The following is a 16,592-nucleotide window of genomic DNA, read 5'->3' on the forward strand; positions in this document are numbered from 1 at the left end:
CCCCCTACACGCCACCCTCAAAGCCACCGAAGTAACCACCTACCCGGTCTAGCCCTTCCCCCGCCCACCACGCGCACCTCCGCCCAGCGCCGCGCCGCGGCGCCGCATCTTTGAGCACCAACCTCAACCTTGAGAACCCACCAACCACGCAAAGCCCGTCGAAATGGTTGATGGCTTCTCAAAGTGCGACCTCGTGCCCAAAGAGCAGCCGGCCCACCTTTGAGGGCGTGGGGCGGCTCTGGGCGCGAGGGGCATCTTTGGGTACGCACCAACCATTTGGACGGGCCGCAGGTGGTTGGTGGGTGCCCAAGGTTGGGGTTGGTGCTCAAGGAGCAGCGGAGCCATCCGGCGGGCGCTGCTCAGCAGGAAAACCGGAGCTGACGCGTCACACGAACGTATGAACGGGGTGGGACGAGGGATGCCGGGCGAAGTTACGCGTCGTGACGTCACTGCCACGAATTGACATCTTGTTACGGCGGGATTCACGCTCAGAACGCGCAGCTACGTAACGAAGAGTGTTTACTTACCCACTCGTAGTGTGTGGATTCTTCACATCAGAGTGATGACATCGTGCACTACGCCAGGCCCTCTCCAGCCGCCCAAGATGGCGGAGCACCACGAGAGGGGGTTCATGAGTTATGCGTGATGGAACGCAAGAGAGTTACGAGTTCTACTGCTTGGCGGATCGGACGTTCTACGACACACCTACCAATCGTGGTGTGGAGCATCCGGACTTCGAGCCGGCCACCCGGCCGGTGCCCGAAGGATGGCAGCACGTCCCGGGCGACACCTGGATGCACTACGCACCCGAGGGCCTGCAGTTGCCCAAGCAGGGTTGGAAGATTCACGTCTCCGCCCGGCTCACGGATGTGCAGCGGACGCTCGAGGCCGTCTGGGCGTACTGCGTTCCTCGCGGCATCGCGTTCAAGTTCCTCCGCAACGAAGCCGTGCTGGTGATGGCGAACTCCAAGGCCGCACCGCGCGGATCCAGCGGCAAGCTGGTGACGATCTACCCGACCGACGAGGCGCAGCTGGAGCTGGTCCTCAAGGAGCTCGACGACGTCCTCGACGGCGTCCAGGGCCCTTACATCCTGAGCGACCTGCGCTACGGCGACAGCGCCCTCTTCGTCCGGTACGGCGCCTTCGTCAGCCGCTTCTGTCTGTCCCCGAGCGGTGAGCGCGTGCTCGCTCTCGAAGACGACCACGGCCGGCTCGTTCCGGACCAGCGCGGCCCGACGTTCAGCACGCCGCCCTGGGTGGCGCTGCCGGACTTCCTGCAGCCGCATCTCGAGGCCCGCAACGCGGTCTCCACCAACGATCTCGCGTACACGATCGAGAGTGTCATCCAGTTCTCCAACGGCGGCGGCGTGTATCTCGGCCACCACAAGGAGTCCGGTGACCGGGTCGTGCTGAAGGAAGGCCGTCCGTACGCCGGTCTCGACATCGCGGGCCGGGATGCAGTCACCCGGATCGCCCACGAGTACGAGATCCTGCAGCGCCTCGAAGGCCTGGACGTCGTCCCGAAGACCTATGAGCAGCTGGAGCTCGGCGAGCACCACTTCATGGTGCAGGAGCACATCGACTCGGTGTCGCTGCAGCGCGAGCTCGTCGGCCGCTATCCGCTGAGCAAGCCGGATGCGACCGAAGCCGACCGCGCAGAGTTCGCCGAGTGGGCGACCCGCGCTGTCGAGCGAGTCGGCCAGGCCGTCGCCCAGCTGCACGAGCGCGGCGTGGTGTTCTGCGACCTGCATCCGGACAACGTGCTGATCGATGTCGACGGACGGATGGTGCTGATCGACTTCGAGGTGGCAACGCTTGCTGCCGACAAGGCCCGCTCAACGCTGGCCCACCCCGGGTACGCCGCACCGGCGGATCGCCAGGGTGTCGACGTCGACCGTTACGCGCTGGCCTGTATCGAGCTCGGCGTCTATGCACCGCAGACGACGATCCTGCTGAATCTTCATCGAGGCAAGGCCTTCCAGCTCGCCGACATGATCACCGAGACCTTCCCGGTGCCGAGGGCAACGATCGACGAGGCTGTTCGCACCGTCGTCGGCCCGGACGTCACCGGCGACCCGGCGATGGCCGAGCTCGCGCTGCCCGGCAAGGCCGAGTGGACCGATGTCCGCGCCGCGCTGACCAAGGCGATCGTGGCCTCGGCAACGCCGGAGCGCACCGACCGGCTGTTCCCCGGCGACATCGCCCAGTTCTACGGCGGTGGCGGGATCGACCTCGCGAGCGGCGCCGCCGGTGTCCTCTACGCGCTGGCCAAGACCGGTGCCGGTCGCTTCGAGCAGTACGAGCAGTGGCTGATCGCCCAGAGCCTGACCACCGAAGCAGGCCCCGGCCTGTACGACGGTCTGCACGGTGTGGCCCACGTTCTCGACGCGCTCGATCATCGCCAGCACGCTCTCGACCTGGTCGAGCGCACGTTGACCGACGACTGGAGCACCCGCGAGCTCGGACTGCATTCGGGTCTGGCCGGGATCGGCCTCAACCTCTTGCACTTCGACACCGAGCCCGCGCTGCGGGCCAAGGCGGTCCGGGTGCTCGATCTGGTCGCAGACCGGCTCGGCGACGTGAACGACGTACCGGAGATCAGCGGCGGGCAATTCCCGCACGCCGGCCTGATGTACGGCTCGTCCGGCCCGGCGCTGCTCTTCATCTCAGCGTTCGAGCAGCTGGGTGACACCGGCCTGCTCGACCTGGCCGAGATCGCGATCCGGCAGGATCTGCGGCGGTGCTCGCTCTCACCCGAAGGCGACATGCTGCAGGTCAACCAGGGCTGGCGAACGCTGCCTTACCTGGAAGAGGGTTCGGCCGGGATTGCCCTGGCGCTTGCCCGCTACCTGAAGCATCGCCCGTCCGATGAGCTGACCGCGGTCCTCGCGCAGCTCGAGCGGGTGGCGCACTGCTCCTTCTACGTCCAGCCTGGCCTGTTCATGGGTCGCGCCGGTCTGCTTCTCACCGCAGCCTCACTCGGTGCGCAGCAGTCGACGGTCGACGACCTGGTGTACGGACTCGGCTGGCACGCGATGCCCTACGCAGGTGGCCTCGCGTTCCCCGGAAACCAGCTCCTTCGCCTGTCGATGGATCTGGCCACCGGATCGGCCGGCGTCCTGCTGGCCCTGGGATCGGCACTGCACTCGGTGCCCACATCCCTCCCGTTCCTCGGACCTCCCCAGTGGTCCGAGTCTTCATCCCTACTAGTTGATTCGAAGGAGGTGTAACAACATGGCACTTCTCGACCTTCAGGGCCTCGAAACCCCGGGCTACGGCGGCGGTCACCACCACGGTGGCTCCACGCTGACCATCCTGGGTTGCGCATCGCAGACGCCCAGCAACCTGAGCCTTCTGCTCTGCCACTGATCAGATCCTGGGTAACCAGGTTCCGATAGGCCCTGGGTGGGCGGCATACCCACCCAGGGCCGAACCTGTCTCCGGACCTGTTCCGCCTCGCCCGACGGAAGGACCTCCTTTGTCCGATTCCGTGCAGTCCTATCCATGCGCCGAGCGGCTACCGCTCGTGGAGCAGGTGCACGGCCACACCATCGCGGATCCCTACCGCTGGCTTGAGGACACCGAGTCCTCCGAGACCAAGCGCTGGATCGCGGCTCAGGACGAGCTCTGGCTGAACCACGCGGCCACTCTGTCCGGCCGGTTCCAGTTCCGTCACCGGGTGAAGGCCCTTTCGAACGTCGGCACTGTCTCCACCCCGTCCTGGCACGGCGGACGCTGTTTCACGCTCCGTCGCGACCCCGGACAGCAACACCCGGTCCTGTACGACGGCCGGCGCGCGATCCTCGATCCGATGGCTCTCGACCCGTCCGGGCGCACCACCCTGGACGCGTGGCAGCCTTCGCCCGACGGATCCCTGGTCGCCTACCAACTCTCGTGCGGCGGCACCGAGCAGTCCGTCCTGTATCTCCTGGACGTCGACAGCGGTGAGCTCGTCGGTGAGCCGATCGACGGTTGCCGCTATTCCCCGGTTGCCTGGCTGCCGGACGGAAAGTCCTTCTACTACGTGCGTTTCCGGCAGGTGCGACGCCGCCACCTGGACGTCCCCGACGACACGATCGTGCTGTCGACCGCGACGTCGTACGGGCTGGAGTTGAGCGCGGACGGCCGCTGGCTGACCATCTCCGCGGCCCATGGTGGCGCGAACGACCTGTGGCTGCAGGATCTCGACAGCGCCGAGTCACCACGCCCGATCCAGCAGAGCATCGACGCCCTGACTGTGATGTCGGTCGGCCCTGACGGCCGTCTGTATGTCGTCACGACCCAGGACGCTCCGACCGGTCGGATCTGCGTCGGCGACCCGCACAATCCGCTGATCTGGCACGACCTCATCACCCCGAAGGCGCCGCTCACCGGCCTCGCTATTCTGGACGATGCGCTGCTGCTTGCGAGCCCGACCGGCATCGCCGTCCACAATCTCGCGACCGGCGCCCACGTCAGCGATGTCGTGCTCCCGGGAGTCGGCTCGGTCGGTTCGCTGACCACACTCCCCGACGGCGGACCCCAAGCCTGGTTCAGCTACACGGACAGCGTGACCCCGTCAGCCGTCTACTGCTACGACCACACCACCGGCCAAGCGACGCTCTGGTCGCAGACGCCGGGCGTCGCTGTGCAGGCCGAGTCCCGCCAGCTCGTTGCGACCAGCCCAGATGGCACCGAGGTCAAGCTGCTGGTGGTCTCCAGGCCAGGCGACCGCGGTCCACGACCAACCCTTCTCTACGGGTACGGCGGCTTCGGGCAGACGCTCACTCCGACGTACTCGGCATTCGCCCTCGCTTGGGTCGAGGCCGGTGGTGTCTTCGTGACCGCAACCACGCGCGGCGGTGCGGAATCGCATCAGGCCGGCATCCTGGATCGCAAGCAGGACGTCTTCGACGACTTCATCGCAGCGGCCGAGCACCTGATCAGCACGGGTTGGACGACAGCCGATCAGCTCGCACTGTGCGGTGAATCCAATGGTGGCTTGATGGTCGCCGCAGCACTGACCCAGCGGCCGGAGCTCTTCGCGGCGGCGGTCTGCTCGGCACCGCTCACCGACATGCTGCGCTATGAGCTGTCCGGGCTGGGCGAGCGCTGGGTGGCGGAATTCGGATCCGCCAAGGATGCAACGCAATTCGAGCACTTGCTGGCCTACTCGCCGTACCATCGAGTCAGCGAGGGCGTGAAGTATCCGGCCGTGTTGTTCACCGTGTTCGGCAACGACACCCGGGTCGATCCGCTGCACTCCCGCAAGCTCTGCGCGACGCTGCAACACGCGACCGCGAGCGAAGGGCCAGTCATGTTCCGGCTCGATCCGGATGCCGGTCATGCCGGTGGCTCCGCCAGTCAGGGCATCGGGCTCGCCGCGGACATGCTGGCGTTCCTGGCTGATCGCACCGGCCTGCGAGTGTCGTCGTGATCACCTTCGGGTCCGTCGCGAGACGTGGCCGAGGTTGGCTACCGCTGATCGGGCTGAATTCACTCATCGGCAGCGCGGTGACGCTGGCCCTGCCGACGATCCTCGGCCGTTCGGTCGACGCGATCGTCGCCGGGGACGGCTACACCCGCTGGCTGATCGCCGCCTCGGCCGTCATCGCCCTCGGTATCGTGGCCAGCCTGGTCGATGCGTTCGCGGGTGCCGCCTGTGTCGCGGAAACGACTGCCTGGCTGCGGCATCGCCTGGTCCGGCAGGTTGTCCGGGGCGGGCCGGAGGGCAGCCGCGACTTCGAGACCGGTGACCTCGTCACGCGCGTCTCGGCCAACGCGAACGATGCCGCACAGGCCGGTCCGGCCGCGGTCACCGCAATTGCGGCGATCGCTCCACCGGTCGGCAGCCTGGTGTTCCTGGCGTTGATCGATCCCTGGCTCGCAGCCGCGTTCTTCGGGGGCGTGGTGCTGGTGATCCTTGTCCTGCTGGCCTTCGCGAAGCGGACGGCCGATGTGAGCCTGGCCTATCAGGAGACGCAGGGCCGCATTGCTGCCCGGCTGTCCGAGTCACTGACCGGCATCCGCACCATCGCAGCAGCCGGCACGACAGGCCGTGAGGAGCAACGCATCCTCGGTCTGCTGCCTGAGCTCCACAAACAAGGTGTTGTCACCTGGCGCATCCTGGCCCGGTCCGGCGCCCAGGCTGCGGTCGTCGGTCCGCTCGTGCTGGTTGCCGTGCTGGCCGTCGGTGGGGTGCAACTCGTCGGCGGCCACATCACCGCGGGTGAGCTGTTCGCCGCCTCCCAGTACGCCGTTCTCGGGGCTGGCCTTGGCACTTTGACCGGCGTGATCGGTGAGATCGCTCGGGCGAAGGCGGGTGTTCAGCGAGCTGCTGAGGTGGACGCGATCGTCACGGTGCCGCACGGTTCGCTCACGCTGCCGGTCGGTCCGGGTCACCTCACCTTCGACCACGTCACCGTCGTCGCGGATGGCAACGTCCTGCTGAACGACGTCAACCTGGATCTGCCGGGCGGCCTAACTGTCGCAGTCGTCGGGCCGAGCGGCGCCGGGAAGTCCGTTCTCGCCGCCGTCGCCGCGCGGTTGCGCGACCCCTCCACCGGGCACGTCTCGCTGGACGGCGTACCGCTGCAGGCCGTCAGCCGGCATGAGCTGCGCTATGCGGTCGGCTGCGCGTTCGAGCGGCCGCAACTGGTTGGCCGGACGATCGGCGAATCGATCGCGCCCGACGCCATCAGCCCGGTGCGGACGTTGGCCGCGGCTCGCGCCACGCATGCGCACGACTTCGTCAGCCGACTGCCGAACGGGTACTTCACTTCGTTGCGCAGGGCCCCTATGTCGGGCGGTGAGCGGCAGCGCCTCGGGTTGGCCCGGGCCTGGCCGGCCAGCCGGCTGCTGGTGCTGGACGACGCCACCTCGAGTCTCGACACCGCGACCGAGCGGCAGATAAGCCGGACCCTCACCGAAGACCGCAACCACCGCACCCGCCTGATCGTCACCCACCGCACCGCCACCGCAGCCCGCGCCGATCTCGTCATCTGGCTCGACCGCGGCCAGGTCCGTGCAGTAGCTCCCCACGCCGACCTCTGGAACGACACGTCGTACCGGGAGGTCTTCGGGTGACCCATCCCGCCACTTCCACCAGGCCCCTCCGCTTATCGCGGTGGGGCCTGAAGGTGTGGGCGGGATGAAGCGGGAGCTCAGGTACGGCGCGCTCTCGCTGCGGAAGCGGGCTTCGGTGAAGCTGGCGCTGTGGTCGGTGCCGGAAATTTTGCCGACCGCGATCTACGGGGTCGCGGTCGCTCGGGCCACCGACAACTTTCTCGCCGGGCAGGTCTGGCCGGGAGTCGCGTGGCTCGGCGGGCTGGTCGCAACGGCCGGCCTCGGCGCGGTCGGCGCACGGCAGGTCTATACGCGCCTCGGCGATCTGGTCGAGCCAGTCCGCGACGACCTGGTACGACGGGTTGTCGCGGGCGCCTTGCGGACCGGGGACGACAGTGCGGTGGCGCGGTTGAACCGACAGGTCGAGATCGTCCGCGACACGTTCGCCGGGCTCGTGCTGGTGATCAGAAGCTTCGCGGTCACCCTGTTCGGCGTGCTGGCTGGTCTGTTGTCACTCGCTCCTCTCGTGGCGGCGTTCGTCGTGCCACCGTTCCTGGTCGGGTTCGCGCTCTCCCTCGCCGTGCTCGGACTGGCCGCGGACCGGGTCCGCGCATCACTGCAAGCCGACGAGGACCTAGCCGCGTCAGCGGGGATGGTGTTCGGCGGGGTGCGTGACATCACCGCGACCGGCACGGAGGAGTACGCCGAATTCCTGGTCGGCGAGCCGATCGAGGCGCACGCATCGGCGGAGCGCGCGTTGGCCAAGGTGTCGGCGCTGCGCACTGTCTGCTTCGCGGTCGGTGGCTGGCTTCCGTTGCTCATCCTGCTCGCGGCCGGACCGTGGTTGATCGGGCGCGGCGTGAGCACCGGGACCCTGCTCGGCGGACTCACCTACGTTCTGATCGGGCTGCAACCGGCGCTCAGTCAGGTGATGGGCGCGCTGGGTGACAGCGGGCTTCGGTTCGTGATCACGCTCGGCCGGATCCTCGATGCCGGTCAGCCGACCGAGGCGGTCCGCCCGATCGACGTCACCAACGGACACCAGGTCCACACCGACAGGCTGACCTTCGCCTACGGCCCGGCCGCCGAGCCGGTGCTCGACAGACTCGACCTGACCATCCCCGAAGGCGACCACCTGGCCGTGGTCGGCCCGAGTGGGATCGGGAAGTCGACCTTGGCCGCACTGATCTGCGGGATGCTCACGCCGACCAGCGGCCAACTGCTGCTGGGCGGAGTGCCGCCAACCGAGCTCACCACCGACCGGCTGGCACAGACGCGCGTACTGATTCCGCAGGAGGCGTATGTCTTCAGCGGGACCGTCGAGGAGAACCTGACCTATCTACTCCCTGACGCCACGACCGAGGAGCTGAGCTCCGCGATCAAGCTGGTGGGTGCGACCGCGCTGGTTGAGCGGATCGGCGGGCTGAGCGCGGTCGTGAAACCGGCCGATCTCTCCGCCGGTGAGCGACAACTGCTCGCGCTCGTGCGGGCCTACCTTTCCCCGGCACCCCTCGTCGTACTGGATGAGGCGACCTGCTTCCTCGATGCGGAGGCCGAACGGCAGGCCGAGGAGGCGTTCGCCAAACGCGGCGGGACGCTGGTGGTGATCGCCCACCGGATCAGCTCCGCGCTGCGCGCCCGCCGCATCCTGGTCCTGGACGGGAACAAGGCTGCGCTCGGCACTCATCAAGCGCTGATGCGCAGCTCCAGCCTGTACCGCGACCTGCACGGCAGCTGGACCCCCGTCCTCACTCAGATCCAGCCGGCGTCTTGAGCTTTGTTGATGGCCTCGATGCGACTCCGGGAACCGGTCTTGGCCAGGATGCGGGACAGATAGTTGCGCACCGTCCCGGCACTCAGACTCAGCGTCCGCGCGACCTCCTGCGCGGTTGCGCCGGTGGTGACCTGCCGGAGCACCTCGCACTCGCGATCCGTGAGCGGGTTGTCACCTGCCTTGAGCGCAGCCACCGCGAGCCGAACATCGACGACCGGCAGCCCCTTCGCCACGTCGCGCACCGCCTGCACCAGCTGGTCCGTGGTCGCGTCGGTGGCAATGAGCCCGATCCGCGGAGCCTGCTTGACCAGCGCGAGGCTCGTCGCCGCGATCGCCTCGTGGTCGATCACCACCAGCACGCCCCGGCCGGTGAGCTTGCGGCACAGCTCCTCGACCCGGATCCGTCCTGGCAGCTGTGGATCGAGCAGCACGACATGCGGCCGTCGGCCAGCCACCTGGAGGACGTCTTCCGAGCGGTCAAGCTCGGCCACGACCTCCATGTCATTCTCTCTTGCCAGCACCGCGGCCAATGCACCCCGCACCATTGTGCCGCGGTGGCCGAGAGCTACTCGGATCACCGCATGCCCCCATCACATCCGTCGCCTCATCTGCCGGCCACCACCCCCATGACGGCGAAATCCAGCTGCCGGACGGCGGTGCCCGTGTTTCCATCAACGAGTGAACTCCGGAGATGACACGCGCGAATCCACGCGCTGCCCTGGCTGCCGCGCGGAACTGCCGGTGCAGGTGTGGGACCCGAACCCGAAGATCAACGCCAGCGCGGAGTGCCTCAAGGTCTCCGGAGACCTGCTCGGCTTCGAGATCGAGCACCAGCTCGGCCATCTGCACCAACTACGGATGGACGCCTACCACGCACAGCATGTGAGAGTCGGCACTCCGCGGATCGGCCCGGTCTTCGCGCTGAACGGCCTCTACATGTTTCTCGAACGCGGTTCCGGCAACATCGACGTCCGCACCGCCCACGGCATCATGGCGAACTCGTTCAACGACTGGCCCGAACTCACCCCACCTGCCGAGGTCGGCCGGCTCACGGCGTACGACGTACTGGCTGCCGGCGGGCCTGCGGAGGTCGAGCAGGCAATGCTGGCCTGGGCTGCCCAGGTGTGGGAGTCGTGGCCGGAGAGTGACCGGGATCTGGTCCGGAAACTCACGATCGACCTCGTTCCAGCGCGGTATTTTCAGCACTAAAAACCGATCGGTTTACAGCCTAGAAACCGTTCTTTTGTTGGGCTTTCGGTACGTCAAGGGACGGAAAAAATCGGGGCAGATCCCGATCTGGCCTTGCGTTCACGGCAGTCGTCACACAGGATGACTCACATCGCGTCGTGACCTGGACGTGATCATCCGGACTCCCTTTCGTTACCTGTCCGGGTGCCCCCTCCCCTGCCTGGGGGGCTGGTGTTTCCACCATGCCCAATGCTCACGAGGAGCGCCTGAACGATGTCCAAAGCCCGACATGCGCGCCCCCGGCAAAGTACTCGCCGGGTGGTCCGAACCCTCTCCGTCGCCGGTCTCGGCGTCGGGATCACCGCCGCAGCCACTGGCGCGGCGTTCGCGACCGACTACAAGGTGAAGGCCGGAGACACGCTCTCCGAGATCGCCCAAGCGAATGGCGCCGACTGGCACCAGCTGGCGAAGATCAACAATCTGAAAGACCCTGACCTGATCCTGATCGGTCAGACCCTGACGCTGGACGGTGTGAAGAAGGCCACCGCCCCGAAGCAGCGGGTGACGCCACAGCCACACTCCCCCAAGGCCAAGGTCGTCACGAAGAAGAAGGTCGTCTCGAAGCAGACCGTGCGCAAGCCGCGGACCAACCGTTCCGCCGAGCGCCCGTCGACGAGCAGCAACGTCAGCATGAGCACCGCCTGGCGCAAGGTCGCCAACTGCGAGTCCAGCGGCAACCCCCGCGCGGTCAGCCCGAACGGCAAGTACTTCGGTCTGTTCCAGTTCGACAAGCAGACCTGGCGCTCTGTAGGCGGTAGCGGCAGCCCGGCCCAGGCGTCAGCCGCCGAGCAGCTGATGCGCGCCAAGAAGCTCTACGCCTCGCGCGGCAACTCGCCGTGGCCGGTCTGCGGTCGATTCTTGCCTTAACAACGCAGTCTCCCCTGATTCAGACCCGCACTCTTAGGAGTGCGTGATGACGAGCATCTCGTCGGCGCCCGTCTGGAACTCGTAGGGAACCTTACGAATCTCCCAGCGGACGCCGTCGAGCTCGTCCAGCACCTCGGGCAGGAACGGCACAGCCTCGCCCGTGCCGGCCAGCACCAGCGGAAACACGCGAACCTCGGCGCTACTGACCCGGATCAGCTCGCGCAACGCGGCCAGATGCCAGTCCCGGCCGAAGGTTTCGGCCCAGGTGAAGAGCAGGTGCGAACACAGCGCCACCTCGAACCGCCCGTCCTCGAACGGCAACTCGGGCAGGCTGCCCGCGACATACCGATCCGGGGCCTCGCCGATGTCCTGCAGGAACCGGTCCGCCGCCTCGAGCCGCAGGTCATCCCGCTTCTGCAGCGTGCCGTACCACTTCCAGGTGAACCTGTCCGCGTTCGCATCCACCATGTCGTTGCCGACTGGGAGGCTGCGCCGGACGATGTCGACCAGCTCCGGCATCGTCAGGTCGTAGGCCGGGTCCACCGCCACCACGTCCACCCCGCGCGCAGCAGCCTCGGCCGTGAAGCTCGAGCCTCCCGCGGAACAGTCCAGCACGGACGCCGGTAGTTCGGTCAGGTCGAACATCGCTTCGTACTCGACGTACGAGCGAGAGGTCACCAGCAAGGCACTACCCTTCGACGGTTTTCCTGAGGCGGCGATCAAGGGCTGTGGCCCCGGCCGCCAGAGCCAGGAACAGTACCGCGACGAGCAGACAGTTCAGCAGAACGTGTCCATATCCGAGATCGGTCACGTTCACGAACGGATACGGATAGAAGCCGTCGATCGCGCCGCGGATCAGCGTGAACGCGAGCCAGAGCAGCGGATACACGATCGACCAGGCCGCAATCCGGACACTCGTCAAGCCGCGCGGCCCGAAGAACACCCACCCCAGTACGCCGAGGATCGGGGCCGCCGTGTGCAGCAGAAAGTTCGCTACCGCTGCCCCACCGGTCAAGTGATCCAGGCCGGCGAGCACTGCGTGGTAGACGATCCCGGTCACCGCGATGCAGAGCACGCCGTTGAGCCGCAGCACTTTGAACAGCGTGCTCGATCGGTTGAACAGCAGCGCGGTCACGCCGAGCAGCAGGTTGGACTGGATCGTGAAGAAGACGAAGACGTTCCAGCCCGGCGACACCACCAACTGGAGCACGATGCCGCCCAAGGCGACCGCTGCCGTGATCACAGACACCACTCGTCCGGTCGTCATAGCTGCAATCTACGACGACCGGACGGGTGAACCTGGGAGGTCAGGCGACTTGCTTCTGCTTCGGCGCCGAGTCCTCCTCGGAGTCGCCGTCGAAGCTGTAGCTGAAGGAGACGATCGCGTCGATCCCCAGCACGACGGTCCAGCCCCAGGCCGGGCCGAGGGCCGCGTCATACCCCTTCCCGGACAACAGACCGAGCGCGATCATGATGCCGACACCGACGACGTACGCGAGCAGATGCCGGAACCAGCCGGCGCGTTCGTGCCGGGCCTTCTCCCGGCTGCCTTTCCGCGGCTTCACCGGCCGCGGCCCGTCGGCGAACTTGTACGCCGCCCAGCCGTCGGCCCACTTGAGCGTCTGATGCCCGAAGCCGACGCTGACCCCGATGAAAATCGCGGCGAGCGAGTGCTTGGCCGACGGTTCGCCGCCGCGGTGGATGTCGATCACGCTCGCGACCAGCATCACCACATCGACCAGCGGCACCATCATCAGCAGGACCATCCCGGCCTTCGGCAGCCGGAACAGGTAGCGCGTCGTCATCCCGGCGGCGAGCAGAACCCAGAACCCGATCTCACACGCAGCGATCACAGCGAGCAGCACAGCGCGTCCCCCCTCAGCTTTTTAGTACGACCGTGTTATGAAACGACGATAACACAGGTGTGCTAAAAAGGGGCCATGCCGAAGATCGTCGACCACGACGCCCGCCGCGAAGAGATCGCCCAGGCCCTGTGGCGGGTGGTCCGCCGCGACGGGATCCGCGCCGCCTCGGTCCGCACCATCGCCGCCGAAGCCGGCTGGTCCGCCGGCGCTGTCCGTTACTACTTCCCCGACCAGGAAGGGCTGCTCAAGTTCGCGATGGACCTGGTCGCACGCCGCGTCGGCGAGCGGATCCATGCACTGACCGCGCGTGGCGGCACCAAGGGCAGCGCCACCGCCGTGGCCCTGCGCTACCTCGAAGAGGTGTTGCCGCTCGATGCCGAGCGGATGGCAGAGTTCGATGTCTGGCTCGCCTTCACCGCCCAGGCGCTGGCCGAATCGGGCGCCGGTGCACTGCAGGCCAACATCGAGTCGGTGAACGACGGCCTGCGCGATCTGTGCGCGGAGCTGGTCAACGCACTGTCCGCCGCCGATGCGCTACGCGACGGTCTGGACCTCAAGCTCGAAATAGAGCGTTTGCATGCCCTGGTCGACGGCCTCGCCCTACACGCGGCCGTGCAGCCCGGGCGCACCACACCAACCCGAGCCCGACGCCTGCTGCGCCTTCACATCGACTCTCTACTGACCCAAAAGCCCTTACAAACCAAGGATTTCTCGCCATCGGCACGATAAGTTCGCCATAAACCTGACTAAAACATTGCCCAAGGTGGCACCATCACCAGCATGGAGTCCGCGGGCGTCATCGTCGTCAGCGGAATCATGGCGTCCGGGAAGTCGGCGGTCGCTCAGCTCCTCGCCGAACGCTTCCAGTACGGCGTCAACATCCCCGGCAATCTGTTCCGCCGGATGATCGTCAGCGGGCATGTCTCGATGACCGAGGATCCGGCCGAGGCGCAGCGGCAGATGCAGCTCGGATTCCGGCTCGCCTGCCAGGCCGCCGACTCCTACACCGAGGCCGGCTTCACCGTCGTACTGCAGGATGTCGTGATCGGTGAGCTGCTCCGCGAGTTCCTCGACGGCATCCGCACCCGCCCGCGCTACCTCGTCGTACTGACTCCGCGGCCGGAGGTGATCTCCGGGCGGCTCGGCGGCTCACACCATTTGGTCGACGAGCTCGACTACGAGCTGCACGCATTCAGCCCGCGGCGCGGTCTGTGGCTGGACAACTCCGACCTGTCCACCGGCGAGACCGTCGACGCGATCCTCGGCCGGCTCGACGAGGCGCGCTTCGAGTAATGGCGGGCGTGGCTACCCGGGGGTAGTTTGGCTGGATGGCGACCTCGGTACGGCGGACCTCGTGCAACCTGTGTGAAGCGATCTGCGGCGTGCTGGTGACGGTCGAGGGCGGCCGGGTCACCGATGTTCGGGGCGACGAGTCGGATCCGCTGTCGCGCGGTCACATCTGCCCGAAAGCGGTCGCCCTGCGTGACCTGCAGGAGGATCCGGACCGGCTGACGACACCGGTACGACGTACTGCCGACGGCTGGCAGGAGATCGGCTGGGACGCGGCGTACAAGCTGATTGTCAGCAAGCTGACCGCGATCCAGCGGGAGCACGGACGGAATTCGGTCGGCGTCTATCTCGGCAACCCGAACGTGCACAGCCTGGGCGCACTCACGCACATGCCGACGATGGTTCGGCAGTTGCGAACGCGGAACAAGTTCAGTGCCACGTCGATCGACCAGCTGCCGCAGATGCTGTCGTCGTACCTGCTGTACGGACATCAGCTGATGATCGCGGTGCCGGACATCGACCGTACGTCGTACTTGCTGATGCTGGGCGCGAATCCGCTCGCCTCGAACGGCAGCATGATGACCGCGCCCGGTTTCGGGCGACGGATCAAGGAGGTGCGCAAGCGCGGCGGCAAGGTCGTCGTGATCGACCCTCGTCGTACCGAGACTGCGAATGTCGCCGACGAACACCATTTCGTGCGACCGGGAACTGATGCCGCGTTCCTGCTCGCGCTCATCCACCAGGTGATCGTCGATGGGCATGCGCGACCAGCGTCGTACGTCGATGGTCTGGCAGCTGTGGAAGCGGCGGTCGAGGAGTGGACGCCGGAGCGCGCTTCCAGGCTGACCGGGATCGATGCGGAGGCGATCCGGCGAATCGCGGCCGAGTACGCGACGGCTGGGCGGGCCGCGATCTACGGGCGGGTCGGGGTGTCGACGCAGCAGTTCGGTGTGCTGTGCCAGTGGGCGATCCAGGTGCTGAACATCATCACAGGCAACCTCGATCGGCCGGGCGGAACGATGTTTGCGCGACCCGCGGTGGACACCCTGCGCGGGTTGGGGCGTGGGCATATCGGCGTGTGGTCGAGCCGGATCCGCGGGCTGCCGGAGTTCGGCGGCGAGCTGCCGGTGTCGGTGATGGCCGAGGAGATCCTGACGCCGGGCGACGGGCAGATCCGCGCGATGGTGACGATCGCGGGCAACCCGGTGCTGTCGACACCGGACGGGCGCAAGCTCGACGAAGCGTTCGAGTCGCTGGACTTCATGGTCGCGGTCGATCCTTATATCAACGAGACCACGCGGCATGCGGATGTGATCCTTCCGCCGGCGCCACCGCTCGAGCGCGAACACTACGACGTGGTCTTCCATCAGCTCGCGGTGCGCAACACGGCTCGCTGGAATGACGCCGTACTGGCGAAGCCGTCGTCGGCTCGGCACGACTGGGAGATCTTCCGCGATCTCGGGATCGCTCTCGTACGACGTACGCGGCTCAGCCGGAAGCGGATCGCGACCGAGGCCCAGCTGCGCCTGCCACCGCGCCGGATCGTGGATGCGGGTCTGCGGATCGGCCCGTACAAGCTGTCGTTGCGTCGACTCCGCAAATCGCCGGGCGGAATCGACCTCGGACCGCTGCAGCCGGCCCTGCCCAAAGCCCTGTTCCACAAGAACAAACGCATCAATCTCGACCAGCCGATGATCCTCGCCGACCTCCCCCGGCTAGACGCGCTCCAGGCAACAGCCGACGGCGAACTCCTCCTGATCGGCCGCCGGCACCTGCGCAGCAACAACTCCTGGATGCACAACTCGGCCCGCCTGGTGAAGGGCAAACCCCGCCACCACCTCCTCATGCACCCCACCGACCTGGCCGACCGCTCGCTGACCACCGGCCAGCTCGTCACCATCACCTCGGCCGCCGGTTCACTCGCCGTAGAAGTTGCCTCCAGCAACGACATGATGCCCGGCGTCGTCTCCCTCCCCCACGGCTACGGCCATCAACGCCCAGGCGTCCAGCTCGGCGTCGCCTCGCAGCTCACGGGCGTCAGCCTCAACGACCTGACCGACAACCAGCTGACCGACCCCATCGCCGGCACCGCGGCAGTGAACGGCGTACCGGTCACCGTCACCGCCTCCTGAGGTCCCGGGGCCCGAGCTGCAGCATCGCCAGCCGCGCGCGGTACCCCACTCGTGCCCGAACTGAAGGGCGGCTGGCGATACGAGGGTTGCCCACCGAGATGTGGGGTTACCCGCTGAGATTCTCAGGGGGCAACCCCCCAGCTCAGGGGATATCCACCGAGCTGGAGGGTTGCCCGGCGCTGTGAGGGGTTGCGCGCTCAGATGGGGGGTTGCCCACTGAGATTCTCAGGGGGCAACCCCCTGACTGAACTGCTCCCCGGAAGTTGGACTGGGTTTCTCAGTTCCGATTCCGGGGAGCAGTTCATGCGTGTGGATAGTTCGCTGAGTGAGTCGCAGCGTGCTGCGGCGATAGTGTTGTTCGAGTCCGGGTTG

The 16,592-nt window shown here is 67.0% G+C and carries 14 protein-coding genes; 10 read left to right on the forward strand and 4 right to left on the reverse strand.

The features are described 5' to 3' along the window. Window positions 1-638 precede the first annotated feature (638 nt). The 5 genes from lanKC to E1263_RS37285 all read left to right on the forward strand — a co-directional run bounded on the left by lanKC (window position 639) and on the right by E1263_RS37285 (window position 8,818). Window positions 639-3,230, forward strand: a complete 2,592-nt coding sequence (gene lanKC / locus E1263_RS37265) for a class III lanthionine synthetase LanKC (protein WP_132176243.1) — start codon at window positions 639-641, stop codon at window positions 3,228-3,230. 4 nt (window positions 3,231-3,234) lie between these two features. Further along, window positions 3,235-3,369 (forward strand): SapB/AmfS family lanthipeptide, encoded by a 135-nt coding sequence (locus E1263_RS37270; RefSeq protein WP_132176245.1) that lies wholly within the window; start codon window positions 3,235-3,237, stop codon window positions 3,367-3,369. 109 nt (window positions 3,370-3,478) lie between these two features. After that, entirely contained in the window at window positions 3,479-5,416 is a 1,938-nt protein-coding gene (locus E1263_RS37275) for a prolyl oligopeptidase family serine peptidase (protein ID WP_132176247.1), read from the forward strand. Further along, window positions 5,413-7,065: an ABC transporter ATP-binding protein gene (locus E1263_RS37280; RefSeq protein WP_132176249.1), complete on the forward strand. Its 1,653-nt coding sequence runs from the start codon at window positions 5,413-5,415 to the stop codon at window positions 7,063-7,065. The genes E1263_RS37275 and E1263_RS37280 overlap by 4 nt, the downstream gene beginning before the upstream one ends. A 64-nt stretch (window positions 7,066-7,129) precedes the next feature. Further along, window positions 7,130-8,818: an ATP-binding cassette domain-containing protein gene (locus tag E1263_RS37285; protein ID WP_132176251.1), complete on the forward strand. Its 1,689-nt coding sequence runs from the start codon at window positions 7,130-7,132 to the stop codon at window positions 8,816-8,818. On the opposite strand, the gene E1263_RS37290 is transcribed toward E1263_RS37285, so the two are convergent. After that, entirely contained in the window at window positions 8,797-9,318 is a 522-nt protein-coding gene (locus E1263_RS37290) for a response regulator transcription factor (protein WP_238161893.1), read from the reverse strand. The two genes, E1263_RS37285 and E1263_RS37290, sit on opposite strands and share 22 nt — an antisense overlap. A 178-nt stretch (window positions 9,319-9,496) precedes the next feature. Here E1263_RS37290 and E1263_RS37295 point away from each other — a divergent pair, with 178 nt between their 5' ends. Both E1263_RS37295 and E1263_RS37300 read left to right on the forward strand, forming a co-directional pair. Next, the gene (locus E1263_RS37295; RefSeq protein WP_272949721.1) at window positions 9,497-10,027 is read left to right on the forward strand and encodes a DUF5946 family protein; all 531 of its coding nucleotides are present in this window, start codon (window positions 9,497-9,499) and stop codon (window positions 10,025-10,027) included. 252 nt (window positions 10,028-10,279) lie between these two features. Beyond that, window positions 10,280-10,933: a transglycosylase family protein gene (locus tag E1263_RS37300; protein ID WP_132176255.1), complete on the forward strand. Its 654-nt coding sequence runs from the start codon at window positions 10,280-10,282 to the stop codon at window positions 10,931-10,933. Between the two features lie 33 nt (window positions 10,934-10,966). Here E1263_RS37300 and E1263_RS37305 read toward each other — a convergent pair whose 3' ends face one another. Genes E1263_RS37305 through E1263_RS37315 form a run of 3 tightly spaced genes read right to left on the reverse strand, consistent with a single transcriptional unit; the run spans window position 10,967 to window position 12,798 of the window. Next, complete coding sequence (locus E1263_RS37305) at window positions 10,967-11,611, reverse strand: class I SAM-dependent methyltransferase (RefSeq protein ID WP_238161895.1); 645 nt, start codon at window positions 11,609-11,611, stop codon at window positions 10,967-10,969. 10 nt (window positions 11,612-11,621) lie between these two features. Further along, entirely contained in the window at window positions 11,622-12,200 is a 579-nt protein-coding gene (locus tag E1263_RS37310; protein ID WP_132176259.1) for a Pr6Pr family membrane protein, read from the reverse strand. A gap of 40 nt (window positions 12,201-12,240) precedes the next feature. Next, entirely contained in the window at window positions 12,241-12,798 is a 558-nt protein-coding gene (locus E1263_RS37315) for a 2TM domain-containing protein (protein ID WP_132176261.1), read from the reverse strand. 75 nt (window positions 12,799-12,873) lie between these two features. On the opposite strand from E1263_RS37315, the gene E1263_RS37320 reads away from it, so the two are divergent. Genes E1263_RS37320 through E1263_RS37330 form a run of 3 tightly spaced genes read left to right on the forward strand, consistent with a single transcriptional unit; the run spans window position 12,874 to window position 16,220 of the window. Next, a complete protein-coding gene (locus tag E1263_RS37320) occupies window positions 12,874-13,527 on the forward strand; it encodes a TetR/AcrR family transcriptional regulator (protein WP_132176263.1) in 654 nt (217 codons plus the stop codon). Between the two features lie 51 nt (window positions 13,528-13,578). Continuing rightward, window positions 13,579-14,091 carry a nucleoside/nucleotide kinase family protein gene (locus tag E1263_RS37325; RefSeq protein ID WP_132176265.1) on the forward strand — a complete coding sequence of 171 codons (513 nt, stop codon included), beginning with the start codon at window positions 13,579-13,581 and terminating at the stop codon, window positions 14,089-14,091. A 35-nt stretch (window positions 14,092-14,126) separates the two neighbouring features. Beyond that, window positions 14,127-16,220: a molybdopterin-dependent oxidoreductase gene (locus E1263_RS37330; RefSeq protein WP_132176267.1), complete on the forward strand. Its 2,094-nt coding sequence runs from the start codon at window positions 14,127-14,129 to the stop codon at window positions 16,218-16,220. The last annotated feature ends 372 nt before the right edge of the window (window positions 16,221-16,592 follow it).

This window comes from Kribbella antibiotica (assembly GCF_004349055.1).
Classification (GTDB): Bacteria; Actinomycetota; Actinomycetes; order Propionibacteriales; family Kribbellaceae; genus Kribbella; species Kribbella antibiotica.